Raw genomic sequence first — 22124 nt, forward strand, 5'->3', positions numbered from 1 at the left:
GCCGAGGATATCGGGGTGACCCCGGGGGTCAATTTTTCGGCGGACGGCGAAACCTCGCGTAAAATCCGCGGAACTCGCGACTTTTTCGGAGCGCCATGGACGTCCGCTGCGAGCGCTGCAAGGCCCAGTACGTCTTCGACGACGAGCAGATCACGCCGTCGGGGCTGGCGGTCCAGTGCACCAACTGCGGGCACCTCTTCAGGGTGAAGAAGAAGGAGCTCGTGGTGACCGTGCCGGTGAAGCCCGGCGAGCTCGACTTCGCGCCCATGCCGGCGAGCGCGGCCGCGCCCGGCGCGACCGCCTCGGCCGCAGCGCGGAGCAGCGCGCGAGAGTGGCGCGTGAGGCGCCCCGGCGGTGCCGTGCTCACCTGCCGCGAGCTCACGACCGTCCAGAAGTGGATCGTGGAGGGGAAGGTCGCGCGCGAGGACGAGATCTCGGCCGGCGGCGACTCCTGGAGGCGGCTCGGCGAGATCGAGGAGCTCTCGAGCTTCTTCTCGGTGGTGGCGGAGGCGGAGCGCGCTCGAGCGACGCCCGTCGAGACGCCGCGCCCGCCCACGCGCGTGCCGCCACCGCCGCCCTCCGGCTTTCCGCCGCCTGCGCTGCCGCTCCCCCCGCCCGGAGAGCTCACGTGGCCGGCGCGAGCGAGCGAGGCACGCGCGGCCGAGCCGTCGGCGCGGCCTCGCCGCCGGGGCCTGCGCGCCGCTCTCCTCGTCGCGCTCCTGGCGGTCGCCGCGGGCGCCGGGGCCTACGCGCTCGTCCCGGGCAGGATGGGACGGATGGTGCGCGGGGTCCTGGGGCGCGGCCCGACCGAAACCACGATCCCGACCGCGACCGCGACCGCGACCTCAACCCCGACCGCGACCGCGAGCGCGACCCCGTCTGCGACTCCGACCGCGCCCTCGGACGCGCCCGCTACCCCGACGGCGAGCGCGGCGGCGACACCAGCGGCCGACCCCTCCGCAGCGCCAGCCGGGCGCGCCCCCGAGCCCGCGCCTCCCGCTGAAGCCGCCCACGCGGACGGACGCCCTGCTGGCTCACCGGCTGCCCCGGGCCCTGAGCTCTCGCCCTCCGCCACGCCTGCCGTCCTCGCGCCCGGGGCGGCGCCCGCCGCCGTGGTCCCTGCCTCGGCAGAGGCCGCCCCGGCGGCGAAGCCGGCGCGCCCCCGCGGCCCCAAGGCGCTCCTCGCCGAGGCGGGGCGGCTCCGCGCGCGAGGCGATGCCACCGGTGCGCTCGAGCTCTACGGCCGGCTCGTCTCGGACGATCCCGAGAACGTCGCGGCCCTGACGGGCCGGGGGCTGTGCTATCTCGATCTGTCTCGTTACGCCCCGGCCGCGGCCAGCTTCGAGAGCGCGCTGAAGCTCGTCCCGTCGCACGCGGACGCGCTCCTCGGCCTCGCCGAGGCGTACCGGGCGCAGGGACGGGACGCGGACGCCATCCGCTGCTACGAGAGATACCTGGCGGAGCACCCCGACGGCGAAGAGGCCGCCGTCGCGCGCAACGCCATCGCCGAGCTGAGGAGATGACCGACATGCCGGATCGCGGAACCCCTGGGAAGCCGTCCACCACCGAAGACGAGTACTTCGTCCGCGAGGACGCGGAGAAGAAGCGCAGGCTCGCCCTCCAGGTGAAGAAGCAGACCGAGGCGGCCGAGCTGCAGCGGCTCAAGGAGCTGCACTGGATGCGCTGCCCCAAGTGCGGGATGCAGATGCACGAGGTGCGGCTGCGCGGGGTGGACGTCGACGTGTGCTTCTCCTGCAACGGCGTCTTCCTCGACGAGGGAGAGCTGAGCCACCTCGAGAAGCCCGAGTCGAAGGGCGTCATGGCCTCGATCCTGAACTGGTTCAAGCCCGAGACGAAGAAGCCGGTCTAGGCGCGACATGGCCCTCACGCTCGACGAGGTCCGGCGCATCGCGGCGCTGGCGCGGCTCCGGCTTTCGCCGGAAGAGGAGCAGACCTTCGCTGGTCAGCTCTCGGCCATCCTCGATCACGTCGCGCAGCTCTCCGAGCTCGACGTGTCGGGGGTGGAGCCGATGACGCACGCCCTCGCCGAGGGCGTGCCCCTCCGCGCCGACGAGGTCCGCCCCGGCCTCCTTCCCGACGAGGCGCTCGCGAACGCGCCCGCCCGCGAGGACACGTTCTTCGTCGTGCCGAGGATCATCGAGTGAGCGCGCCGTCCACGGAGCTGACGTCCCTCTCGCTCGCCGACGCGAGCGCGCTCCTCGCGGGGAGGGGCGCCTCGTCGCGGGAGCTCGTCGCCGCCGCGCTCGACCGCATCGCCGCGACCGACGGCCGGATCGGGGCGTTCCTCCGCACGACGCCCGAGCGCGCCCGCGCGGCCGCGGAGGCCGCCGACGCGCGCGCGGCGAAGGGGGCGCGCCGCTCGCCCCTCGACGGCGTCCCCATCGCCCTCAAGGACATCTTCCTCACGAAGGGCGTCGAGACGACCTGCGCGTCGCGGATCCTCGAGGGCTTCGTCCCGCCCTACGACGCCACCGTCGTCGAGCGGCTCGAGCAGGCCGGCGCCGTGGTCGTCGGCAAGCTCAACATGGACGAGTTCGCGATGGGCTCGTCGAACGAGAACAGCGCGTTCAAGCCGTGTCACAACCCGTACGACCTCGCGCGCACGCCCGGCGGCAGCTCGGGCGGCAGCGCCGCGGCCGTCGCCGCACGGCAGGTGTACGGGACGCTCGGCACGGACACGGGCGGCTCGATCCGGCTCCCGGCCGCGTTCTGCGGGGCGGTGGGCGTGAAGCCGACCTACGGCCGCGTCTCGCGCTACGGCGTCATCGCCTTCGCCTCCTCGCTCGATCAGGTCGGCCCGCTCGGCCGCACCGTGCGCGACGCGGCGCTCCTGCTCCAGGCCATCGCCGGCCACGACCCGCGCGACCTGACCTCCTCGACCCGGCCCGTGGACGACTACCTCGCCGGCCTCGAAAGCGGCGCGCGCGGGCTGCGCATCGGCGTGCCTCGCGAGTGGCTCGCGGGAGGGCTCGCGCCCGGGGTCGAGCGCGCGGTGCGCGAGGCGCTCGCACGGTACGAGCGGCTCGGCGCGACGCTCGTCGACGTCTCCCTGCCGCACTCGCGCTACGGCATCGCGGCCTACTACCTCATCGCCCCCGCGGAGGCCTCCTCGAACCTCGCCCGCTACGACGGCGTGCGCTTCGGGCTCCGCGCGGGCGAGGCGCGCGGCCTCAAGGAGATGTACTCGGAGACGCGCGAGCGCGGGTTCGGCGCGGAGCCGAAGCGCCGCATCATGCTCGGCACCTACGCGCTCAGCGCGGGCTACTACGACGCCTACTACCTGCGCGCGCAGAAGGTCCGCACCCTCGTCCGGCGAGACTTCGACGAGGCGTTCCGGGCCTGCGACGTGGTCGCCGGCCCGGTCGCGCCCACGGTCGCCTTCCGCCTGGGCGAGAAGACCGCCGATCCGCTGCAGATGTACCTCGCCGACGTGTTCACCATCACCGCGAACCTGGCCGCGCTCCCCGGCCTCTCGGTGCCGTGCGGGGTCGAGCGCGAGAGCGGGATGCCGGTGGGGCTCCAGCTCGTGGGGCGCCCGTTCGACGAGGCGACGCTGCTCCGGGCGGCGCGCGCGCTGGAGCGCGAGGCGGGGCCGCTGCCGGCGCCGGAGGTGTGACCATGACCCGCCGGATCGCCACGCTCCTGTGGGCGGCGCTCCTCGTCCTGCCCGTCGCCTTCCTGGGCGTGGCGGTGACCCGCGCGCGCGGCGCCTCGCCCGGCGGGCACGCCGCGCTGCTCCTCTGGCTCGCCGTCGTCGCGTCGGCCTTCAACGTGGCGCTCTCGCGCGTCGTCCCGCCGCGCCTCGAGGCGGCGCGCCGCGGCGGCCGCGACGCGGTCACGCTCACGCGCTTCCTCGTCGCGTGGGCGCTGTGCGAGGCGGCGGCGCTCTGTCCGCTCGTCGCCTATCTCGTCACGCGCGATCCCCGCCTCGTCGTGGTGCTCCTCCTCGACCTGGCGGCGCTCGCCTTCCTCTATCCGAGCGATCGGCGGTGGGACCGGCTCGCGCCGGCCGGCCCCGGCGGCGCCGCGCTCGGGCCACGCCGGGAGGCGCGCTGATGCCGGTCTCGGACTTCCAGGTGGTCCTCGGGCTCGAGGTCCACGCCCAGCTCCTCACCCGCAGCAAGATCTTCTGCGCCTGCTCGACCGCGTTCGGCGCGGCGCCCAACACGCAGGTCTGCCCGGTGTGCCTCGGGCTGCCCGGCGCGCTGCCCGCGCTGAACGCCCAGGTGCTGGAGCTGGCGGTCCGCGCCGGGCTCGCGCTCGGCTGCGAGATCCGCGCGAAGAGCGTGTTCGCGCGGAAGAACTACTTCTACCCGGACCTGCCGAAGGGCTACCAGATCTCGCAGTACGAGCTGCCCATCTGCGTGGGGGGCGGGGTGGAGATCGCGGTCGACGGGGCGACGCGGTCCATCCGGCTCACGCGGATCCACATGGAGGAGGACGCCGGCAAGAACGTGCACGACGTCACGGCGGCCGGCTCCGGCGTCGACCTCAACCGCGCCGGGGTGCCGCTCCTCGAGATCGTCTCGGAGCCGGACCTGCGCTCGATCGACGAGGCCATCGCGTACCTCAAGACCCTGCGCGCGATCCTCATGACGCTCGGGGTGAACGACGGCAACCTGCAGGAGGGCTCGTTCCGCTGCGACGCGAACGTGTCGGTCATGCGGAAGGGCGCGACCGAGCTCGGCACCCGCTGCGAGCTCAAGAACATGAACTCGTTCCGCTTCCTCCGGCAGGCCATCGACTTCGAGGTGCGCCGCCAGGTCGAGCTCATCGAGGCGGGCGGCAAGGTCCAGCAGGAGACGCGGCTGTTCGATCCCGATCGCGGCGAGACGCGCTCGATGCGCTCCAAGGAGGAGGCGCACGACTACCGCTACTTCCCCGAGCCGGATCTCCCGCCGGTCCTGGTCGACGAGGCGCTCGTCGAGCGGGTGCGGCGCGCGCTGCCCGAGCTCCCGCGGGCGCGCTCGGCGCGCTACCAGCGAGCGCTCGGGCTCTCCGCCTACGACGCGGAGCTGCTCGTCGCCGACAAGGCGGTGGCCGAGTTCTTCGACGCGACGCTCGCCGCGTACGGCAGCTCGCCGGAGGCGGCCAAGCGGGCCGCGAACTGGCTGAACGGCGATCTCGCGCGGCTCGCGAACGAGCTCGGGCAGGAGCCCGCCGCCTGGCGGATCACGCCGGCGCAGCTCGCCGAGATCCTGCGGCTCCAGGACGCGCAGACCATCGGCGGCCCGGGCGCGAAGCAGGTGGTGGAGGAGGTCTTCCGCACCGGCGCCGCGCCCGCCGAGGTCGTGCGCGTGAAGGGGCTCGCGCAGGTGTCGGACGAGGGCGCCATCGAGGCGGCGGTGGATCGCGTGATCGCCGCGAGCGCGGCGGAGGTGGAGCGCTACCGCGGCGGCAACACGAAGCTCCTCGGCTTCTTCGTCGGGCAGGTCATGAAGGAGATGCGGGGCAAGGGCAACCCGGCCGTCGTGAACGCCCTCCTCAAGAGGAAGCTGGGCGAGTAGAGTCCCCGCGCGGGGTCCGCGCGTGACGGCGCCGGCGCGGGCGGTCTCGTGGCGCGGCGGCGGATCGGAGCGAGCCATGGCGAGGTGGGCGGGATGGGGCGCCGGGCCGGCCGGTGCGGGCGCGGCGGGTCCGACGAAGGTGTTCCTGGGGATCGCGCTCGTGAGCTGCGTCGTCGTCGCGGGGGTGCTCGCGAGCGAGCGGCGCCTGCCGGCGGCCGCGGTGGCCGCGCTCGCGGCCGTTTACTTCGCCCTGCGGCTCTTCGCGGGGCTCGGAAGGGAGAGGCGATGAACGCGGAGCCGCTCAGGCCGGTGCTCTACGACGAGGCGCGGGACGTGGTCCGCGTGCTCGACCAGCGGCGCCTGCCGGCCGACGAGGTCTGGCTCGAGCTCGCCTCCGCGGACGAGGTCGTGCAGGCCATCAAGGACCTGACGGTGCGCGGCGCCCCCGCCATCGGCGTCGCCGCGGCGTACGCGCTCGCCCTGGAGTCGCGCCGCGGGGCCGAGCCGCCGCGCCTGCGCGAGGCCGCCGAGCGGCTGGTCCACGCGCGCCCCACCGCCGTGAACCTCGCCTGGGCGGTGCGGCGCATGTCGCGCCGGATGGGCCTCGGGGCGGTGGCGCTCCTCAAGGAGGCGCACGCGATCCGGGACGAGGACGAGGCCGCCTGCCGGCGCATCGGCGCGCTCGGCGCGCCGCTCCTCCCGCCGCGCGCGAGCGTCCTCACCCACTGCAACGCCGGCGCGCTCGCCACCGCCGGCTACGGCACCGCCCTCGGCGTCGTCCGCGCGGCCGTGGAGGCGGGGAACGCCGTCACGGTGTTCGCGGACGAGACGCGCCCGTTCCTGCAGGGCGCCCGGCTCACCGCGTGGGAGCTGAAGCGCGACGGGATCCCGGTGACGCTCCTCACCGACGGCATGGCCGGCTGGCTCATGGCGCGCGGAGAGATCGCCTGCGTGGTCGTGGGCGCCGACCGCATCGCCGCGAACGGCGACGTGGCGAACAAGATCGGCACCTACGCCCTCGCCGTGCTCGCCGCGTACCACCACCTGCCGTTCTACGTGGCGGCGCCGTGGAGCACGGTCGACCTGCAGACCGCGGACGGCGCGGCCATCCCCATCGAGGAGCGCGGCGCCGACGAGGTGCTGATGCTCGCCGGCCAGCGCATCGCGCCCGCCGGCGTGCCGGCCCGCTACCCCGCCTTCGACGTCACGCCTGAGCCGCTCGTCACCGCCCTCATCACGGAGCGCGGGGTGGTGCGCCGTCCGTTCGGGCCCGGCCTCGCGGCGCTCGCCGCGAGGTAGGCAAACCGGCGCCTTCCCGCGCCCGACACCCTCCGTCTAACATCCGCGCCGCATGGCCGACATCGGCTCGACCCGGGTGTTCGGGCACGCTCGCCGCAGCGTGAAGATCATCGGGCTCCGGCGGCGCCCGCTCGCGGACCTCTACCACCGGCTCGTGACCGGGAGCTGGACCCGCCTCGTCACGATCTACGCGCTCGTCTTCTTCGGCACGCAGGCGCTGTTCGGGCTCGCGCACCTCGCCCTCGCGGCGGAGTGGCCGCCGGGCGCGTCGGTGATCCCCGCGCTGCTCGCCGCCGCCGACGCGCCGCCCGCGCCGGCGCCGCCCCTCTCCGGCCGCTGGCTCGCCGGCGGCGCGGTCTCCGCGGTCGAGACCTTCGTGCGCTGGCTGCTCGCCGTCATCGGCGCCGGCATCCTCCTCGCCAAGTACTCGCGCATCCCCGCGCGCGTCATCTTCAGCCGGGTCGCGGTCGTCGGCCCGCACGCCGGCGGCCGGGCGCTCCTGTTCCGCATGGCGAACGAGCGGACGAGCCACATCCTCGACGCCAAGGTCTCGGTCATGCTCGTGCGCAACGAGCGCGGCGAGGACGGCGAGGTGGTGCGCCGCGCCCACGATCTCCCCCTCGCGCGCGACGGCTCGGCGCTCTTCTCCCACGCCTGGACGGCGGTCCACCCGGTCACCCGCGAGAGCCCGCTCTTCGGCGAGACGGAGGCGTCGCTCGCCGGCGAGGACGCGGAGCTCGTCGTGACGCTCTCCGGCTACGACGAGGGGCTGACCCGCGTGATCCACGCGCGCCGCACGTACCTGCCCGAGGAGCTCCGCTGGGACGTGCGCTTCCGCGACATCGTGAAGGTGCTCCCCGGCGGAGATCAGGCCGTCGACTACCGCCGCTTCCACGAGGTGGTGGCGATCGAGCCTCCCGGCGAGCGGACCCCGCGGCGCGCCGCGCGCTGAGCTGGCGCCCACCGCGCCTGGGGCGCAGGCGGCCGCGACGGCCCCGCGCTAGATTGGGGAGACGATGGCCACCCGGACCTGCCCCGCCTGCGCGCGCCCGCTCGGCTCCAACGCGGACTGCCTCTCCTGCCGCGAGGCCGCCGCGAGCGAGCTCGCGCGCGAGGCGAAGGACATCACGCCCGAGAGCCTCCCCGGGCGCGCCTCGGCCGCCCGGCGCTTCCTGCGCCGGCCGCCGTGGTACGCGCGCCGCGCGCCGGGCGCGTTCCGCGCGAAGCTCAGGCTCCTCTGGATGGTGCTGCGCGATTACGCGAACGGGACGTACCGGAAGGTGCCGTGGAAGTCCGTCGCCGCGCTCGCCGCCGCGGTGGCCTACGTGCTCTCGCCCGTCGACCTCGTGCCGGACTTCCTCTTCCCGGTGGGCCTCGCGGACGACGCGGTGCTCGTCGCGCTGACCTGGGGGCTCGTGAAGCGCGAGCTGCGCGAGTACTGCGCTTGGAAGGGCCTGTCCCCGGCGCACTTCGGGCTGTAGACGGCGAACGATCCCGGGCGGCGGCGCCTCCTACCGCTCCCGCATCTCCGCGGCGAGGTCGCGGACCGCGGCTTGCGCCGCGTCGATGCTCTGCGCGCGCCAGGGTCGCCCGTGGCCGGGGATGACCCACTCGAACCGGTGCGCCGCGAGCCGCTCCATCGAGCGGGTCTGCGAGTCCCAGTCCCACCAGCACACCGACCGCGACGCGCCGAGCCTCCCCTCGGCATCGCCCCACAGGTGGTCGCCGGTGAAGAGGTACCGCTCGCCGACGAGGAGCGCCGTCGAGCCGGCGGTGTGGCCGGGGACGGGGATGGCGAGGAGGTCGTTCGTGAGGGCGGTGGGCGCGTCGCCCTCGAGCCGGACCTCCACGCCGCGGGTCCCGGCGGTCACGTCGCGCGCGTGGAGCACGCGGGCGCAGCCGAGCGCCTCCGCCCAGCGGGCGTGATCGGCGACGTCGTCGCGGTGACTGAGGAACAGGAAGCGCGCCCCGCCCAGCGCGCGGAGGCGTGCGAGGAGCGGGGCCGTGAAGCGCGGCGAGTCCACGAGCACGTTCCCGCCGCGGCGCAGCACGAGCCACGACGCCGCGCCGAAGGAGGACTCCGCCGCGTAACCGCAGTCGAGGACGTCGGGGGCGTCCTCCGCGAGCGGGACGGGGAGCGCGCGCGAGGCCTCGCGCACTCCCGCGCCGGAGGTGGAGCCGATCGCGGCGACGGGGCAGGAGACGAGCGCGAGGAGGGCCCGCCGCCGCGCCTCGCCGTCAGACGGCTGCGAGGCGACGAAGGCGCGGTCGTCCTCGCCGCCGCCGAACGTCGCGGGCGCGAGGCGGCGGCAGGTGTCGCAGGAGATGCAGCGATCGTCGACGAAGAGATCGCCGGGCGCGTTCTCCGGGACGGCGCGCGTGCGAAGGGCCACGCCGCTCTGATAAGCGGGCGTGGCCCTCGGTTCAGCGGGCTTCGCGCGAGCGCTCCGCCCTAGTGCTTGCCCTTGTGCTTGCCGTTACCGTGGCCGCCGTGGCCGTGGTCGTCGTCGTGATCGCGGTACTCGCGGCGATCGTAGTCCCTGCCGCCGTCGCGGAAGTACGCGGGCGCGGGCTGCGGGCGGCCGCCGTAGTAGGCGGGGCCGTGCTTCTCCCCCTTCCAGCCCTTCTCCGGCTTCCAGTGCTTGTAGTGACCGGGCGGGACCTTCACGAGGGCCACCGGCACCGCGCGGGCGGGCGCCATGACCCAGCCGCCCCGGTGCGAGCGGGAGCGGTACCAGACGTCGTCCTCGCGGACCCAGTAGTAGCCGTTCGTGTAGAACACCTCGTGATCGCACTCGGGCACGACCTGCACGCCCGGGCTGACGACGACGAGCTGGGGCAGGACGACCGGCAGATCGAAGCTGATTCCAGCCGAGGCGCGGAGCTGGGCCTCGGCGATCGACGGCAAAAGGAGCGCTCCGGCGAGCGCGAGCGTGAGCTTTCGCATAAGGGCGGCAGGATCGGGTGATCGGGCGCCCCGCGCAATGTGAGGCGGGGAGGCAGGCGAGCCCACCCCGGGGCGGTCCGGTCCAAGCCCCGGGATTCCTTGACAGCCCCGGCGGCCTGATCGTATATGACCGCCCTTCCGGAGGCCCGGAGGCGCGCCGTTTCGCGGCCGCGCGCTGGTGAAATCCTCCCAGATTTCGAGGAGAAGGCGATGTACGCGGTGATTCGGACCGGCGGGAAGCAGTACCGCGTCGCGCAGGGCGATCGGCTCAAGGTCGAGAAGCTCGCTGGCGACGTCGGCGGCAAGATCAGCTTCGAGGTGCTGCTCGTCGGCGGAGAGGGCGAGGCCAAGATCGGCGCGCCGGTCGTCGCGGGCGCCGCGGTCGAGGGCGAGATCGTCGCCCAGGACAAGCACAAGAAGGTCGTCCACTTCCGCAAGAAGAAGGAAGGCTGGACGAAGAAGCGGGGCCACCGGCAGCCGTACACCGAGGTCCTCATCACGACGGTGCGCGCGTAACGCTCGCGCCCCCGACGACCCGGTTCCGGGTTCAGGTGGAGTAGAAAATGGCTCACAAAAAGGGACAGGGCTCCTCGCGCAACGGCCGTGACTCTCCCGGCCAGCACCGCGGCATCAAGGTCTACGGGTCCGAGAAGGTCGTGGCGGGGAACATCCTCGTCCGCCAGGTCGGCACCCTCGTCCACCCCGGCGCGAACGTCGGGATGGGCAAGGACTTCACGCTCTTCGCGCTCGTGGACGGCACCGTGAAGTACAGCCGCGCCCGGGGCGATCGGCGCTTCGTCTCCATCGTTCCGGGGGCGTAGCGCTCCGCCGCTCCGGTCCGCCCCCGGCGGACGAGGCGGCCTCCACTCATCACGGCGCCGCGGGCCACCCAGGTCCGCGGCGTTCGCGTTTGTAAAAGGCTCCGAATGAAGTTCGTCGACGAGGTCCGCATCCACGTGAAGGCCGGCGACGGCGGCAACGGCGCCGTGGCGTGGCGGCGGGAGAAGTTCATCCCGCGCGGCGGACCGGCCGGCGGCGACGGCGGGAACGGCGGGGACGTGGTGCTGGTCGTCGACCCGCAGCTCTCGACGCTGCTCGACTACCGCTACGTCCGGGAGCACCGCGCGAGGAGCGGCGAGCACGGCCAGGGCTCGGACATGAACGGCAGGGACGGCGACCCGCTCGTCCTGCGCGTGCCGCCGGGCACGGTCGTGAAGGACGCCGGCACCGGCGAGCTCGTCGCGGACCTCGGCGGCGAGGGCGAGCGGCTCGTCGTCGCCAAGGGTGGTCGCGGCGGCCTCGGCAACATGAACTTCGCCACCTCGACGAACCAGGCGCCGCGCTACGCCGAGGACGGCACGCCCGGCGAGGAGCGGGAGCTCGTCCTCGAGCTGAAGCTCCTCGCGGACGTGGGCATCGTCGGCTACCCGAACGCCGGCAAGTCGACGCTCATCAGCCGCATCTCCCGGGCCCGGCCCAAGATCGCGGACTACCCCTTCACGACGCTCGTGCCGAACCTCGGCGTCGTCTCCTGGCGAGGCGAGAAGAGCTTCGTCGTGGCCGACATCCCCGGCCTCATCGAGGGGGCGCACGAGGGCGCTGGGCTCGGCCACCAGTTCCTCCGTCACGTGGAGCGCTGCCGCGTGCTCGTGCACCTCGTCGAGGGCGCGAACCCCGAGGAGGGTCGCTCGCCGAAGGCGGACTACGAGGCCATCAACCGCGAGCTCGCGCTCTACTCGCCGGCCCTCGCGGAGAAGCCGCAGATCCTGGCGGTGACGAAGATCGACGTCCCCGAGTCGCGCGCCGCCGGGGAGAAGCTCAAGAAGGCGTTCGCGCGCCGCAAGCAGCCCGTCGACGTCCACCTCGTGTCGGCGGTCACCGGCGAGGGGATGCCGGAGCTGCTCGACGCGGTGGGGCGCGCCCTCTTCGAGGAGGCGCGGCCGCGGCGCGGCGGCCGAGGGCGCCGGCTCGGGAAGCCGAGGGCCGAGAAGTGAGCCGGCGGGGCGAGGGCGGCGCCGAGCGCGCCGCGGAGGCGCCGGAGCCGGGCGGGCCGGACTTCCTCGTCCCGGAGCGCCGCGCGCGCATCGACGCGGTCGTCGCGAACCGCACCCGGACCCTCACCGTGGTGATGGAGGCGTTCTGCGATCCGCAGAACGTGAACGCCGTCCTCCGCACCTGCGAGGCGTTCGGGATCCAGGAGCTGCACGCGATCGAGGGGCCGATGAAGCCCTTCGACCGCAACAAGAAGATCAGCCAGAACGCGGACAAGTGGCTGGACGTGCGGCGCTGGAGCTCCACGGGAGAGTGCCTCGCGCACCTCAAGGCGGAGGGCTTCGCGATCTACGCCACGCACCTCGGCGAGGGGTCGCGCTCGCTCGACGCGCTGCCCTTCGCCGGCAAGGTTGCGCTCGTCTTCGGCAACGAGCACCGCGGCGTCTCGGCCGAGGCGCTGGCCCTCGCCGACGCCTCGTACGCCATCCCGATGCGCGGGTTCGTGCAGTCGCTCAACGTCTCGGTCGCGGCGGCGGTCTCGCTCGCAAAGGCGGTCGAGCGGCGCGAGGCCGAGCGCGGCCGTCACGGCGACCTCTCCGAGCTCGAGGCGGCGGCGCTGCGCGAGCGCTTCTACGTGCTCGCCGTGAAGCAGCGCGCGAAGATCGCCAAGGCCGAGCGCGCCGAGGCGCGGCGCGCGGCGCACCGGCGCTGAAACGGTGGCCGCGCGCGCCTCGCCCGCGCGTACGAATGCTGGCGCGGGTAGGAGCCCGCCGTGTCCGTATCGGTGGTCCGTCGCGCGGCCGGTGAAGGGCGAGTCGCGGTCTCCGCGCTCAGCCGTGCCGAACCTCCGGGGTGGAAGAGGCGGAGCGCCGCCTGGCATGAACGCCGCATCGCTCGTGGCGCATGACCATCGCTCACGTGCTGCTGCTCGTCACCGCTGCCGCCTCTGCCGTGTCGCCGATCTCGCGCGAGGGGCGGGTCTCTGCGCCCGAGGGGTTCCGCGCCGCGCTACCCGCCGGTTTCGAGTATCTCGTCCAAGCCGGCAACGATGGGCGTCCCATCTACGGGGCAACGGCGCGAGACGGCCGTTCGGCCGTGACCGTCTCCACCTCGGTCGCGCAGAGCTCGTTCGAGTGCGGATCCGAGGAAACGGCAGCACTCGGGCTCGAGGAGTTCACCTCGCGCACCGGGTTGCACGGCTGCAAGATCGTGCGTGCGAGCGAGGACGGCACGGCGGCCCTGGCCTTGGCGCTCGTCGGCTCCGGGCGGGCGGTCGTGTTGGTCACCGCGGCCGCACGCTCAGCCAGCGCGGCGGAGCGCCTCGTCGAACAGGTCACGCATTCCGTCGAGATCCGGCCGGAGCTGGTGCGCGCCGCCGCGGAGGCGGACGACCTCGTGCGCGCGCCCGACCGCCGGCTCATCGGGTGCTTCGATCAGGAACTGGGCGTCGGAACGCTGAACAACGGCGCGCGCTCCTTCAAGAAGCGCTGCTTCCGCGAGGACTTCACGTTCGTCGAGACGACCCAGGTCTTCACGTCCTCCACTACGTACGACGAGCCCAACGGCGATCGGCCGTTCACGACCGCGAATACGGTCGCCCGTGCGACCGGGCTCTCCGCGCCGATCGCGGTCGAAGGGACATGGTGGGCCGAGGACGACATGCTGACGCTGACGTTCGAGGACGGGGACGTGGAGGGCGAGCTCGTGATCGGCGACGCCGGGATGATCTTCCGCGGCAACTTCTGGGAGCGCGGGGGCGAGGAGTGAAGGCGTTCGCCAAGGAGGGCTGGGCCGTCGCTTCGGCGCTGGGTCTCATGTCGCGCCGCGCGCGGCGCCGCTGGCGAAAAATCGTCGGAAACGGGCCGTTCGCGAGTCGAGCGGCCTCCGCCCGCGCTTTCCCCTAGACTGGGGGAATGCCGGCCGCCCCCGAGTACCCCTTCTCCACCCGCGTCGCGTCGCTGAAGAGCTCCGCCATCCGGGAGATCCTGCGCGTCGTCGCCCGCCCCGACGTCATCTCCTTCGCCGGGGGACTGCCCGCGCCCGAGCTCTTCCCGACCGAGGCCCTCGCCTCGCTCGCGCGGGAGCTGCTCTCGTCGCCGCGCGGCCCGGCGGCGCTCCAGTACGCCGAGACCGAGGGCCACGAGGGCCTGCGCGCGCGCATCCTCGGGCGCGTGCCGTTCCCGGTGGGCGCGTTCGGTGACGACGGGGTCCTCGTCACGCAGGGCTCGCAGCAGGGGCTCGATCTCCTCGCCAAGCTGTTCCTCGACCCGGGCGACGAGGTCCTCGTCGAGACTCCTGCCTACCTCGGCGCGCTCCAGGTGTTCCGCTTCTTCGGGGCGCGCGTCACGTTCCTGCCCTGCGACGCCGAGGGGCTCAGGCCCGACGCGCTCGCGGACGCGCTCCGGCGCCGCCCGAAGCTCCTCTACCTCACCCCCACGTTCCAGAACCCGAGCGGCGTCTGCTACCCGGAGGCGCGCCGGCGAGAGGTGCGCGAGGTCCTGCGGAGCTCCGAGGTGATCGTGGCCGAGGACGATCCGTACCGCGACATCTGGTTCGACGAGGCGCCGCCCGCGCCGGTGGTGCTCGGACACGACCCGGCGCGCAGCGTGTACCTCGGCAGCTTCTCCAAGACCGCGGTCCCGGGCCTGCGCGTCGGCTTCCTGCTCGGGCCCCCGGCCATCGTCCGCCGCTGCGTCCTCGCGAAGCAGGCGACGGATCTCCAGACCAACTCGCTCGGCCAGCACCTGCTCTTCGACCTGCTCGGCCAGGAGGGCTTCGCGCGCCACGTCGAGGGGCTCCGGCGCGAGTACCGCGCGCGCCGCGACGCGCTCGACCGCGGCCTCGCGGCGACGCTCGGGGAGCGGCTCACCTGGAACCGGCCCGGGGGCGGCATGTTCCTGTGGGCGCGCCTCACCGGCGGCGGGGACGCCGCGGAGCTCCTCACCCACGCCCTGGCGGAGGGGCTCGCGTTCGTGCCGGGCGGCGAGTTTCACCCGGAGGGCGAGGGCAAGGCCACGCTCCGCCTCAACTTCACCCACAGCGCGCCCGCGCGGATCGCGGAGGGCGTGGCGCGGCTCGGGCGCGCGTTCGGGCGGTGGGGACGCTAGGCCTCCGGCTCTCCGGGGGCTGCCGCCGTTTCCGCCTCCTCCGCCCGCGCGCGGCGCCGCGCGCTCCGCAGCGCCGAGAGGACCGCGACGGCGAGGATGAAGGCGGCGAGCCACGGCGCGCCGCGGTCGAGCTCCCGTCGCAGCACGCTGCGCTCCGCCGCCCAGAAGAGCGCGATCCCGGAGAAGACGAAGGTCGCGCCCGCGGAGAGGAGCCCGCGCGCCACGCGGCCCTTGCCGGGACGGCCCCGGACCAACGCCAGGCGCAGCCCGGCGCCCGCGGCGAGCAGGAGCCCGAGGAGGACGAGCCACAGGCCGGCCACGCCGCCGACGAGCCCGGGGAAATCGTAGAGGGTCATGCGGCCTCCTCGGTGCAGCCGTCCCAGAACGCCGCGAGGTCGGCCGGGAGCGGCACCTCGAGCCGGACCGGCTCCCGCGTGCGCGGGTGCGGGAGCTCGAGCCGCCACGCGTGCAGCGCGTGGCGCGGCAGCCGCAGGCGCGCGCGGTCCTCGTCGGTGAGGGCGTGGCGGGTGAAGCGATCGAAGATGTTCTCGTCGGGCCCGTAGATCTTGTCGCCCACCATGGGCAGGCCGGCGTGCGCGAGGTGGGCGCGGATCTGGTGCTGGCGGCCCGTGCGGGGCCGGCAGGCGAGCAGCGTGACCGGGGTTCCGCCCGCGAGGACGCGCCTCGACAGCACCTCGAAGTCGGTCGCCGACGGGAGCCCGCCCGCGGTCACGTGCATGCGGACGCGCACCGCCGACGCGCCGGTGAGCGCGAGCGGCGCGTCCACCGTGAAGGCGTCCTCGCGCGGCGCGCCCTCGGTGATGGCGAGGTAGGTCTTCGCGACGCGCCCGCCCGCGAAGTCGCGCTTCATGCGCGACGTCCACTCCGGCGCGCTGCCGCAGGCGAGCAGCCCCGAGGTCTCGCGGTCGAGGCGGTGGGCGGGGTCGACCTTCCGGTCCGGGAAGCGCGCCCGGGCGAGCGTGGTGAAGGTGTTCGCCGAGTAGCGGGCGGTGGGGTGCACGGGCAGCCCGGCGGGCTTGTCAACCACGAGGAGCGCGCCGTCGTCGTGGACGACGTCGAAGACCTGCGGCGTCTCCGGCTCGGGCTCGGCGTCCTTGAGGAGCGCGAAGGAGAGGCCCGGCGTGACCCGCGTCGAGGGCTTCAGCCGGCGACCGTCCTCGGTCTCGAGGCGGCGCTCGATGAGCCGCTGCACGCGCTCGCGGGAGAGGCGCCGGATCTTCTCCTGCAGGTAGCGATCGAGCCGCCAGCCCGCGTAGTTCGGCTCGACGGTGAAGCGGACGCGGACGACCTCGGGCACGGGCGGACCATACCACCGCGACCGCGCGGCGGTCGCCGCCGGGCCTGTCGCCGCGGTGCAGGGCGCGGCGACGGTGTCGCACACGCGCCTCCCGCGCGAGCCGGCGCGGACGATGACCGATGAATCCCCGAGCAGGTAACATCGTCCGTTCGTTCGCCCACCCCTCCAGGAGCCAACCATGCGGAAGCTGCTCGCCCTGCTCATCGCCTTCCCCCTCGCCGCGGCCGCCCAGGATCCGGGGCCGCAGCCGCCCTACACGCCAGGGTCGCGCGCGCCGCGCTACGCGCCCGCCCAGCAGCGCGACAACTGGTACATCGGCTTCGGCGTCGGCATGGGGGACGGGAGCGTCTCCGGCCAGGGCGACAGCCTGTCGTTCAAGGAGCTGAACTACGATCGCGACCCGACCCGCCTCGCGCTCAACTTCAAGGTCGGCTGGACCGTCACCCCGCGCCTCCTCCTCGGCCTCGACATCACCGCTGCGCGCGCCCAGGCGAGCGGCAGCGGCCTGACGACCTCCGCCCAGATCACGAACTACGACGCGGTCGCGACGTTCTTCCCCATGGAGCGGGGCTTCTTCGTGCGCGGCGGCCTCGGCCTGTCCGCGCTGTCCCTCGCGTACGACGACGGGTTCGACGACGTCACGGACACCTACGGCGGCACGAACATCCTCGGCGGCCTCGGCTACGCGTTCTGGCTCGGGAAGCAGTTCAACCTGACCGTGAACCTGGACGCCTCGAAGCAGTTCTACGGCTCGAGCGACACGGCGCCGGAAGGCTCCCAGTTCTGGATGCTGTACGCCGGCTTCGACTGGTACTAGGGCTCCGCGTACGCCGACGTCTCGCGCGCCGGGCCTCGAGGGGGGCCCGGCGCAGAGCGAGCGAACCGCGCCGGCGCGTGGCGCCCGCGGCAGACGGGCGCCGTTCGCCGACCCGGGTGCCCCGACGCGAGGGCCTGGGCCCGCGAGCCGCCACGCGCACGCTCTCTCGCGCGGAGTGGGATCCACATAGGCCGTGCGGCAGTCGCGGGTTGACGCGATCGGTCCCTTCCCGTACTTTGCGGTCCCGGTTTGAGACGCATCGCCGTCATCATCCCGGCCCGGTTCGGAGCCCAGCGCTTCCCCGGAAAGCCCCTCGCCGAACTGGCAGGCCTGCCCCTGATCGCCCATGTGGTCGACCGGGCGCGTGCTGCGCGTGGCGTCGACGCCGTCGCGGTCGCGACGGACGATGACCGCATCGCACGTGCCGCGGCCGCCGCGGGCGCGGAGGCGATCCTGACGGGTCCGGCGAGCACCGGGACGGACCGGGTGGCGGAGGCGGCGCGGCGGCTCGCGCCGGCGCCGGACGTCGTGGTGAACCTGCAGGGCGACGAGCCGCTCATCGAGCCGGCGGCGATCGAGACGCTCGTCCGGGCGATGGACGGCGACGTCGAGATGGCGACGCTCGCCCGCCCGCTCGAGCCGGAGGAGCTCGAGCGGACGCAGGTCGTGAAGGTGGTGACCGATCTGCGGGGCGACGCGCTCTACTTCTCTCGCGCGCCGATCCCGCACCGCCGCGCGGGCGGACAGAGCCCGCTCGCGCGCGCGCACGTGGGCATCTACGCGTTCACCGCCGCGTTCCTCCAGCAGTTCGCCGCGTTGCCGCCCGGGCGGCTCGAGGCGGAGGAGTCGCTCGAGCAGCTGCGCGCGCTCGAGCACGGGCACAGGATCCGCGTGGCCGACACCGCCTACCGGGGTTTCGGCATCGACACGCCAGAGGACCTCGACCGGGCGCGGGCGCTGCTCGCCGCCGGTCGCGCATGAGTGAGGGGAAGGGGACACGGATGGTGAAGCGAGGCAAGAAGACCAAGTACCTGTTCGTCACCGGCGGCGTCGTGAGCTCGCTCGGGAAGGGCCTCGCGGCCGCGTCCATCGGCGCGCTCCTCGAGAACCGGGGGCTCGAGGTCACGCACCTCAAGCTCGACCCGTACATCAACGTCGATCCCGGGACGATGAGCCCGTTCCAGCACGGCGAGGTGTACGTCACCGACGACGGCGCGGAGACGGACCTCGACCTCGGGCACTACGAGCGCTTCACCAGCGCCAAGATGACCCGGAAGAACAACTACACGACCGGGCGCATCTACTCGAACGTCATCCAGCGCGAGCGGCGCGGCGAGTACCTGGGGAAGACCGTGCAGGTCATCCCCCACATCACAGACGAAATCAAGGCGGTCATCCGCGAGGCGGCGGGCGGCGTCGACATCCTCATCGTGGAGGTCGGCGGCACCGTGGGCGACATCGAGTCGCTGCCGTTCCTCGAGGCGATCCGCCAGATGAAGTACGACGTGGGCGAGGAGAACGCGGTCTACGCGCACCTCACGCTCGTGCCGTTCATCGCCGCCGCCGGCGAGCTCAAGACGAAGCCCACCCAGCACTCCGTGAAGGAGCTGCGCGAGATCGGCATCCAGCCGGACCTCCTGCTCTGCCGCTCGGATCGCGAGATCTCGCGGGAGATGAAGGACAAGATCGCGCTCTTCTGCAACGTGGACCCGTCGGCGGTGTTCACCGCGCTCGACGTGAAGTCGATCTACGAGGTGCCGCTCGAGCTCCACAAGGAGGGGCTCGACGACAAGCTCGCCGAGCTCTTCAACATCTGGAGCCGGGCGCCGCGCCTCGACAAGTGGGAGCAGATCGTCCAGAAGGTGAAGGCGCCCAAGCACGGCGAGGTGCGCATCGGCGTGGTCGGCAAGTACGTCGAGCTGCACGAGAGCTACAAGAGCCTCAACGAGGCGCTCGTGCACGGCGGCATCGCCGGCGACGTGCGGGTGACGCAGGTCTTCATCGACTCGACGAAGCTCGAGGAGGGCGATCTCTCCGAGCTCGACCAGGTGGACGCGATCCTCGTCCCCGGCGGCTTCGGCGTGCGCGGCACGGAGGGGAAGATCCTCGCGGTGCACCACGCGCGCGAGCACAAGATCCCGTTCTTCGGGATCTGCCTCGGCCTGCAGATGGCGGTCATCGAGTTCGGGCGCACCGTGCTCGGCCTCGAGCGCGCGAACTCGCTCGAGTTCGACGAGCAGACGCCGCACCCGGTCGTCACGCTCATGGAGGCGCAGAAGGCCGTGGCCGAGAAGGGCGGCACCATGCGGCTCGGCAGCTACCCCTGCGCCCTCAAGGAGGGGACGAAGGCGCGCGAGCTGTACGGCGTCGAGCTCGTCCAGGAGCGCCACCGCCACCGGTACGAGTTCAACAACGCCTACCGCGCGCAGTACGAGGCGCAGGGGATGGTGTTCTCCGGGACGAACCCCGAGCTCAACCTCGTCGAGATGATCGAGCTCAACAACCACCCGCACTTCGTAGGCTGCCAGTTCCACCCCGAGTTCAAGTCGAAGCCGTTCGCCCCCCACCCGCTCTTCGCCGGGTTCGTGCGCGCGGCGCGCGAGCACCGCGACCAGCAGGCCGGCCGCCACGCGGCGGTGACGAAGCTCCCGGTCGGGAAGAACGTCCAGGGATGAGCGAGCGCGTTCTCGCCCGCATCGGCGGGCACGAGGTCGGCGACGGCCGGCGGCTCCTCCTCATCGCGGGGCCGTGCGTCATGGAGTCCGAGGCCCACGCGCTCGCGCACGCGCGCAAGGTGAAGGCGCTCGCCGAGAAGCACGGGCTCCCCGCGGTGTTCAAGGCGAGCTTCGACAAGGCGAACCGCTCCTCCGGCAAGAGCTACCGCGGCGTCGGGCTCGAGCGGGGGCTCGCCGCGTTCGAGGCGGTGAAGCGCGAGACCGGCCTCCCCTGCACGACCGACGTCCACGAGACCTGGCAGGCGGAGGCGGCCGGGCGCGTGGTGGACGTGCTGCAGGTGCCGGCGTTCCTCTGCCGGCAAACGGATCTCGTCCTCGCCTGCGCGCGCCACGGCAAGAGCGTCTCCGTGAAGAAGGGGCAGTTCCTCGCGCCGCGGGAGATGCGCCACGCGGTGGCCAAGTGCCGCGAGGCCGGCCAGGAGAACGTGCTCCTCGTCGAGCGCGGCGCCACCTTCGGCTACGGCAACCTCGTCGTCGACATGCGCGGGCTCGTGATCATGCGCGAGCTCGGCGTGCCGGTGTGCCTCGACGCGACGCACTCGGTGCAGCTCCCGGGCGGCGGCGGGGACACCACCGGCGGCGAGCGGCAGTACGTGGCGCCGCTCGCGCGCGCCGCCGCCGCGGTCGGCATCGACGCGCTCTTCATCGAGATCCACGAGGACCCCGCGCTGGCGAAGTCCGACGGCCCGAACTCGCTCGACTTCGACATGGCGGACCGGCTCCTCACCGAGGTGCTCGCGGTCCGGCGCGCCCTGGGGCAGCCGTGAGCCCGCAGGACGACCTCCTCGCGCGCGCCGCGCGCGTGCGGCTCGTCCTGCTCGACGTGGACGGCGTCCTCACCGACGGGCGGATCTGGTACGGCCCCGAGGGCGAGGCGCTGAAGGCGTTCGACGTGCGGGACGGGCACGGCGTCGTGCTCCTCCGCGACCACGTGGACTTCGGCGTCATCTCCGGCCGGCCGGGGAAGGCGACCGAGGTCCGGCTCGTGGAGCTCCGCTTCAAGCACCTCATCTTCGGCGAGCGCGACAAGCTCGAGGGCTACGCCCGCCTCGCGCACCTGGGCCTTCCGGACGAGGCGGTCGCGTACATGGGCGACGACGTGAACGACGTGCCGCTCCTCCGCCGGGTGGGGCTCGCCGCGGCGCCCGCCGACGCCCGCCCCGAGGCGAGGGCCGCCGCGCACCTCGTCACCGCGGCCCCGGGCGGCCGCGGCGCCGTCCGGGAGCTCTGCGACCTGCTCCTCGCAGCGAAGCACATCGCCGTCTAGCCCGCACGAGGGGGGCGCGCGCGAGCGCGCCGAAACCCTCGAAGTCAAGGGCCCGCGCCCCTGCCGATCCCCCCGGATCACGTGCTAGTTTCGCGCCGCCATGACGGTCCCGCTGCGCAAGCGGATCAAGCGGAGCGTGCGGTCGGCGATCGTGCGCGCCGCCATCCGGCTCCTCTCGCTCCTGCCCCTCTCCGTGGCGCTCGCGCTCGGCGGCGCCCTCGGCCGGCTCGGCTACCTCCTCGCCGGCAAGACGCGAAGGCTCGCCCTCCGGCACCTCGCGCTCGCGTTCCCGGAGAGGTCCGAAGCGGAGCGCGAGGCCATCGCGCGCCGCATGTTCGTGCACCTCGGCCGCGCCGCGATGGAGGTGGTGACGATCCGCTCCTACGACGCGCGGCTCGAGACCTACGTGGAGCTCGCGAACGGCGAGGTGCTCCGCGAGGTGATGGCGCGGGGCAAGGGGATGATGTTCGTCACCGGCCACGTCGGGAACTGGGAGCTCCTCGCCCGGCGCATCGCCCGCGCGGGCGTGCCGAACGCGGTCATCGCCAAGGCAGGCCACGACCCCAGGCTCAACGCGCTGGCCGAGGAGTTCCGCGCCTCCGGCGGCGTGACGACGCTCTGGCGCGAGAACCCGGAGACCGGCCGGGCCATCATCCGCACCTTCCGCCAGGGGCGGGCCCTCGGGCTCCTCATCGACCAGGACACCGACGTGCAGGGCGTCCACGTGCCCTTCTTCGGCCGCCTGGCCTACACGCCTCGCGCGGCGGCGGACCTCGCGCTCCGCTTCGGCGCGCCGGTCGTGGTCGGCACCATCCGCCGCAGGGGGCCGCGCGCCGGGGACGGGCACCTCCTCGAGGTGGTGGAGATCCCGTACGACCCGTCCGCGCAGGACCGAGAGGCCGAGGCCGTCCGGCTGACCGCCGCCTGCTCCCTCGCGCTCGAGACCGCCATCCGACGTAGCCCGGAAGAGTGGGTCTGGATGCACGAGCGCTGGAAGACCCGCCCGCCCGCCGAGGCCGGCTCGCCGCAGCAAGCAAGCACGATGCCGAAAAGCTCTGAGCTTTCCGGCGCCTAGGCGCACCCCGCATAGCAAGGTGTGTGCCCGTCGATCGGG

General features: G+C 73.6%; 26 protein-coding genes. 22 read left to right on the top strand and 4 right to left on the bottom strand.

Going from position 1 to position 22124, the window contains the following annotated elements; translation table 11 throughout:
- Positions 1 to 95 precede the first annotated feature (95 nt).
- The 10 genes from MNZ39_RS07895 to MNZ39_RS07940 all read left to right on the top strand — a co-directional run bounded on the left by MNZ39_RS07895 (position 96) and on the right by MNZ39_RS07940 (position 8308).
- On the top strand, positions 96 to 1523 hold the full coding sequence (locus MNZ39_RS07895; RefSeq protein ID WP_242337099.1) for a zinc-ribbon domain-containing protein: 1428 nt from the start codon (positions 96 to 98) through the stop codon (positions 1521 to 1523).
- A 5-nt stretch (positions 1524 to 1528) separates the two neighbouring features.
- Entirely contained in the window at positions 1529 to 1870 is a 342-nt protein-coding gene (locus tag MNZ39_RS07900) for a zf-TFIIB domain-containing protein (protein ID WP_242337102.1), read from the top strand.
- 7 nt (positions 1871 to 1877) lie between these two features.
- A complete protein-coding gene (gatC, locus tag MNZ39_RS07905) occupies positions 1878 to 2165 on the top strand; it encodes an Asp-tRNA(Asn)/Glu-tRNA(Gln) amidotransferase subunit GatC (protein WP_242337105.1) in 288 nt (95 codons plus the stop codon).
- Positions 2162 to 3637, top strand: coding sequence for an Asp-tRNA(Asn)/Glu-tRNA(Gln) amidotransferase subunit GatA (gene gatA, locus MNZ39_RS07910; protein WP_242337108.1), 1476 nt, complete (start codon positions 2162 to 2164; stop codon positions 3635 to 3637). Before gatC ends, gatA begins: the two co-directional genes overlap by 4 nt.
- A 2-nt stretch (positions 3638 to 3639) precedes the next feature.
- Positions 3640 to 4077, top strand: coding sequence for a hypothetical protein (locus MNZ39_RS07915; protein ID WP_242337111.1), 438 nt, complete (start codon positions 3640 to 3642; stop codon positions 4075 to 4077).
- Positions 4077 to 5528, top strand: a complete 1452-nt coding sequence (gatB, locus tag MNZ39_RS07920; RefSeq protein WP_242337114.1) for an Asp-tRNA(Asn)/Glu-tRNA(Gln) amidotransferase subunit GatB — start codon at positions 4077 to 4079, stop codon at positions 5526 to 5528. Before MNZ39_RS07915 ends, gatB begins: the two co-directional genes overlap by 1 nt.
- Before the next feature lie 76 nt (positions 5529 to 5604).
- A complete protein-coding gene (locus tag MNZ39_RS07925) occupies positions 5605 to 5817 on the top strand; it encodes a hypothetical protein (protein ID WP_242337117.1) in 213 nt (70 codons plus the stop codon).
- Positions 5814 to 6827: an S-methyl-5-thioribose-1-phosphate isomerase gene (gene mtnA, locus MNZ39_RS07930; RefSeq protein WP_242337120.1), complete on the top strand. Its 1014-nt coding sequence runs from the start codon at positions 5814 to 5816 to the stop codon at positions 6825 to 6827. The genes MNZ39_RS07925 and mtnA overlap by 4 nt, the downstream gene beginning before the upstream one ends.
- A 52-nt stretch (positions 6828 to 6879) precedes the next feature.
- The gene (locus MNZ39_RS07935) at positions 6880 to 7779 is read left to right on the top strand and encodes a potassium transporter (RefSeq protein WP_242337123.1); all 900 of its coding nucleotides are present in this window, start codon (positions 6880 to 6882) and stop codon (positions 7777 to 7779) included.
- Between the two features lie 64 nt (positions 7780 to 7843).
- On the top strand, positions 7844 to 8308 hold the full coding sequence (locus MNZ39_RS07940) for a YkvA family protein (RefSeq protein ID WP_242337126.1): 465 nt from the start codon (positions 7844 to 7846) through the stop codon (positions 8306 to 8308).
- A 30-nt stretch (positions 8309 to 8338) separates the two neighbouring features.
- Here MNZ39_RS07940 and MNZ39_RS07945 read toward each other — a convergent pair whose 3' ends face one another.
- Both MNZ39_RS07945 and MNZ39_RS07950 read right to left on the bottom strand, forming a co-directional pair.
- Positions 8339 to 9220: an MBL fold metallo-hydrolase gene (locus tag MNZ39_RS07945; protein ID WP_242337129.1), complete on the bottom strand. Its 882-nt coding sequence runs from the start codon at positions 9218 to 9220 to the stop codon at positions 8339 to 8341.
- A 59-nt stretch (positions 9221 to 9279) separates the two neighbouring features.
- The gene (locus MNZ39_RS07950) at positions 9280 to 9774 is read right to left on the bottom strand and encodes a hypothetical protein (protein WP_242337132.1); all 495 of its coding nucleotides are present in this window, start codon (positions 9772 to 9774) and stop codon (positions 9280 to 9282) included.
- Between the two features lie 210 nt (positions 9775 to 9984).
- Between MNZ39_RS07950 and rplU the strand changes: the two genes are divergently transcribed.
- The 6 genes from rplU to MNZ39_RS07980 all read left to right on the top strand — a co-directional run bounded on the left by rplU (position 9985) and on the right by MNZ39_RS07980 (position 14873).
- Positions 9985 to 10290, top strand: a complete 306-nt coding sequence (gene rplU / locus MNZ39_RS07955) for a 50S ribosomal protein L21 (RefSeq protein WP_242337135.1) — start codon at positions 9985 to 9987, stop codon at positions 10288 to 10290.
- Between the two features lie 47 nt (positions 10291 to 10337).
- The gene (gene rpmA, locus MNZ39_RS07960) at positions 10338 to 10595 is read left to right on the top strand and encodes a 50S ribosomal protein L27 (RefSeq protein ID WP_242337138.1); all 258 of its coding nucleotides are present in this window, start codon (positions 10338 to 10340) and stop codon (positions 10593 to 10595) included.
- 105 nt (positions 10596 to 10700) lie between these two features.
- Entirely contained in the window at positions 10701 to 11768 is a 1068-nt protein-coding gene (gene obgE / locus MNZ39_RS07965) for a GTPase ObgE (protein WP_242337141.1), read from the top strand.
- Complete coding sequence (locus tag MNZ39_RS07970; RefSeq protein WP_242337144.1) at positions 11765 to 12478, top strand: RNA methyltransferase; 714 nt, start codon at positions 11765 to 11767, stop codon at positions 12476 to 12478. Before obgE ends, MNZ39_RS07970 begins: the two co-directional genes overlap by 4 nt.
- A 206-nt stretch (positions 12479 to 12684) precedes the next feature.
- On the top strand, positions 12685 to 13533 hold the full coding sequence (locus MNZ39_RS07975; RefSeq protein WP_242337147.1) for a hypothetical protein: 849 nt from the start codon (positions 12685 to 12687) through the stop codon (positions 13531 to 13533).
- Between the two features lie 146 nt (positions 13534 to 13679).
- Positions 13680 to 14873 (top strand): PLP-dependent aminotransferase family protein, encoded by a 1194-nt coding sequence (locus MNZ39_RS07980; protein ID WP_242337150.1) that lies wholly within the window; start codon positions 13680 to 13682, stop codon positions 14871 to 14873.
- On the opposite strand, the gene MNZ39_RS07985 is transcribed toward MNZ39_RS07980, so the two are convergent.
- On the bottom strand, positions 14870 to 15229 hold the full coding sequence (locus MNZ39_RS07985; RefSeq protein ID WP_242337153.1) for a hypothetical protein: 360 nt from the start codon (positions 15227 to 15229) through the stop codon (positions 14870 to 14872). The two genes, MNZ39_RS07980 and MNZ39_RS07985, sit on opposite strands and share 4 nt — an antisense overlap.
- Entirely contained in the window at positions 15226 to 16191 is a 966-nt protein-coding gene (locus tag MNZ39_RS07990; RefSeq protein ID WP_242337155.1) for an RluA family pseudouridine synthase, read from the bottom strand. Before MNZ39_RS07990 ends, MNZ39_RS07985 begins: the two co-directional genes overlap by 4 nt.
- Before the next feature lie 178 nt (positions 16192 to 16369).
- Between MNZ39_RS07990 and MNZ39_RS07995 the strand changes: the two genes are divergently transcribed.
- From MNZ39_RS07995 to MNZ39_RS08020, 6 genes are all read left to right on the top strand, one after another.
- Entirely contained in the window at positions 16370 to 17008 is a 639-nt protein-coding gene (locus MNZ39_RS07995; protein WP_242337157.1) for a hypothetical protein, read from the top strand.
- A 249-nt stretch (positions 17009 to 17257) separates the two neighbouring features.
- Positions 17258 to 17989 carry a 3-deoxy-manno-octulosonate cytidylyltransferase gene (kdsB, locus tag MNZ39_RS08000; RefSeq protein ID WP_242337159.1) on the top strand — a complete coding sequence of 244 codons (732 nt, stop codon included), beginning with the start codon at positions 17258 to 17260 and terminating at the stop codon, positions 17987 to 17989.
- Positions 17990 to 18009: 20 nt separating this feature from the next.
- Positions 18010 to 19683, top strand: coding sequence for a CTP synthase (locus MNZ39_RS08005; protein WP_242337161.1), 1674 nt, complete (start codon positions 18010 to 18012; stop codon positions 19681 to 19683).
- On the top strand, positions 19680 to 20510 hold the full coding sequence (gene kdsA, locus MNZ39_RS08010) for a 3-deoxy-8-phosphooctulonate synthase (RefSeq protein WP_242337163.1): 831 nt from the start codon (positions 19680 to 19682) through the stop codon (positions 20508 to 20510). The genes MNZ39_RS08005 and kdsA overlap by 4 nt, the downstream gene beginning before the upstream one ends.
- On the top strand, positions 20507 to 21010 hold the full coding sequence (locus MNZ39_RS08015) for an HAD family hydrolase (protein ID WP_242337165.1): 504 nt from the start codon (positions 20507 to 20509) through the stop codon (positions 21008 to 21010). Before kdsA ends, MNZ39_RS08015 begins: the two co-directional genes overlap by 4 nt.
- A 100-nt stretch (positions 21011 to 21110) precedes the next feature.
- Positions 21111 to 22085 carry a lysophospholipid acyltransferase family protein gene (locus tag MNZ39_RS08020; protein WP_242337167.1) on the top strand — a complete coding sequence of 325 codons (975 nt, stop codon included), beginning with the start codon at positions 21111 to 21113 and terminating at the stop codon, positions 22083 to 22085.
- Positions 22086 to 22124: the final 39 nt, after the last annotated feature.

Origin of the sequence: Anaeromyxobacter sp. SG66 (assembly GCF_022690805.1) — a bacterium.
Taxonomy (GTDB): Bacteria; Myxococcota; Myxococcia; order Myxococcales; family Anaeromyxobacteraceae; genus Anaeromyxobacter; species Anaeromyxobacter soli.

Excerpts from the sequence above, each read along its gene's own strand:
- MNZ39_RS07895 (WP_242337099.1), top strand. The coding sequence starts at position 96 with ATGGACGTCCGCTGCGAGCGCTGCAAGGCCCAGTACGTCTTCGACGAC.
- MNZ39_RS07900 (WP_242337102.1), top strand. The coding sequence starts at position 1,529 with ATGCCGGATCGCGGAACCCCTGGGAAGCCGTCCACCACCGAAGACGAG.
- gatC (WP_242337105.1), top strand. The coding sequence starts at position 1,878 with ATGGCCCTCACGCTCGACGAGGTCCGGCGCATCGCGGCGCTGGCGCGG.
- MNZ39_RS07915 (WP_242337111.1), top strand. The coding sequence starts at position 3,640 with ATGACCCGCCGGATCGCCACGCTCCTGTGGGCGGCGCTCCTCGTCCTG.
- gatB (WP_242337114.1), top strand. The coding sequence starts at position 4,077 with ATGCCGGTCTCGGACTTCCAGGTGGTCCTCGGGCTCGAGGTCCACGCC.
- MNZ39_RS07925 (WP_242337117.1), top strand. The coding sequence starts at position 5,605 with ATGGCGAGGTGGGCGGGATGGGGCGCCGGGCCGGCCGGTGCGGGCGCG.
- mtnA (WP_242337120.1), top strand. The coding sequence starts at position 5,814 with ATGAACGCGGAGCCGCTCAGGCCGGTGCTCTACGACGAGGCGCGGGAC.
- MNZ39_RS07935 (WP_242337123.1), top strand. The coding sequence starts at position 6,880 with ATGGCCGACATCGGCTCGACCCGGGTGTTCGGGCACGCTCGCCGCAGC.
- MNZ39_RS07940 (WP_242337126.1), top strand. The coding sequence starts at position 7,844 with ATGGCCACCCGGACCTGCCCCGCCTGCGCGCGCCCGCTCGGCTCCAAC.
- MNZ39_RS07950 (WP_242337132.1), bottom strand. The coding sequence starts at position 9,774 with ATGCGAAAGCTCACGCTCGCGCTCGCCGGAGCGCTCCTTTTGCCGTCG.
- rplU (WP_242337135.1), top strand. The coding sequence starts at position 9,985 with ATGTACGCGGTGATTCGGACCGGCGGGAAGCAGTACCGCGTCGCGCAG.
- rpmA (WP_242337138.1), top strand. The coding sequence starts at position 10,338 with ATGGCTCACAAAAAGGGACAGGGCTCCTCGCGCAACGGCCGTGACTCT.
- obgE (WP_242337141.1), top strand. The coding sequence starts at position 10,701 with ATGAAGTTCGTCGACGAGGTCCGCATCCACGTGAAGGCCGGCGACGGC.
- MNZ39_RS07980 (WP_242337150.1), top strand. The coding sequence starts at position 13,680 with ATGCCGGCCGCCCCCGAGTACCCCTTCTCCACCCGCGTCGCGTCGCTG.
- MNZ39_RS07985 (WP_242337153.1), bottom strand. The coding sequence starts at position 15,229 with ATGACCCTCTACGATTTCCCCGGGCTCGTCGGCGGCGTGGCCGGCCTG.
- MNZ39_RS07995 (WP_242337157.1), top strand. The coding sequence starts at position 16,370 with ATGCGGAAGCTGCTCGCCCTGCTCATCGCCTTCCCCCTCGCCGCGGCC.
- MNZ39_RS08005 (WP_242337161.1), top strand. The coding sequence starts at position 18,010 with ATGGTGAAGCGAGGCAAGAAGACCAAGTACCTGTTCGTCACCGGCGGC.
- kdsA (WP_242337163.1), top strand. The coding sequence starts at position 19,680 with ATGAGCGAGCGCGTTCTCGCCCGCATCGGCGGGCACGAGGTCGGCGAC.
- MNZ39_RS08020 (WP_242337167.1), top strand. The coding sequence starts at position 21,111 with ATGACGGTCCCGCTGCGCAAGCGGATCAAGCGGAGCGTGCGGTCGGCG.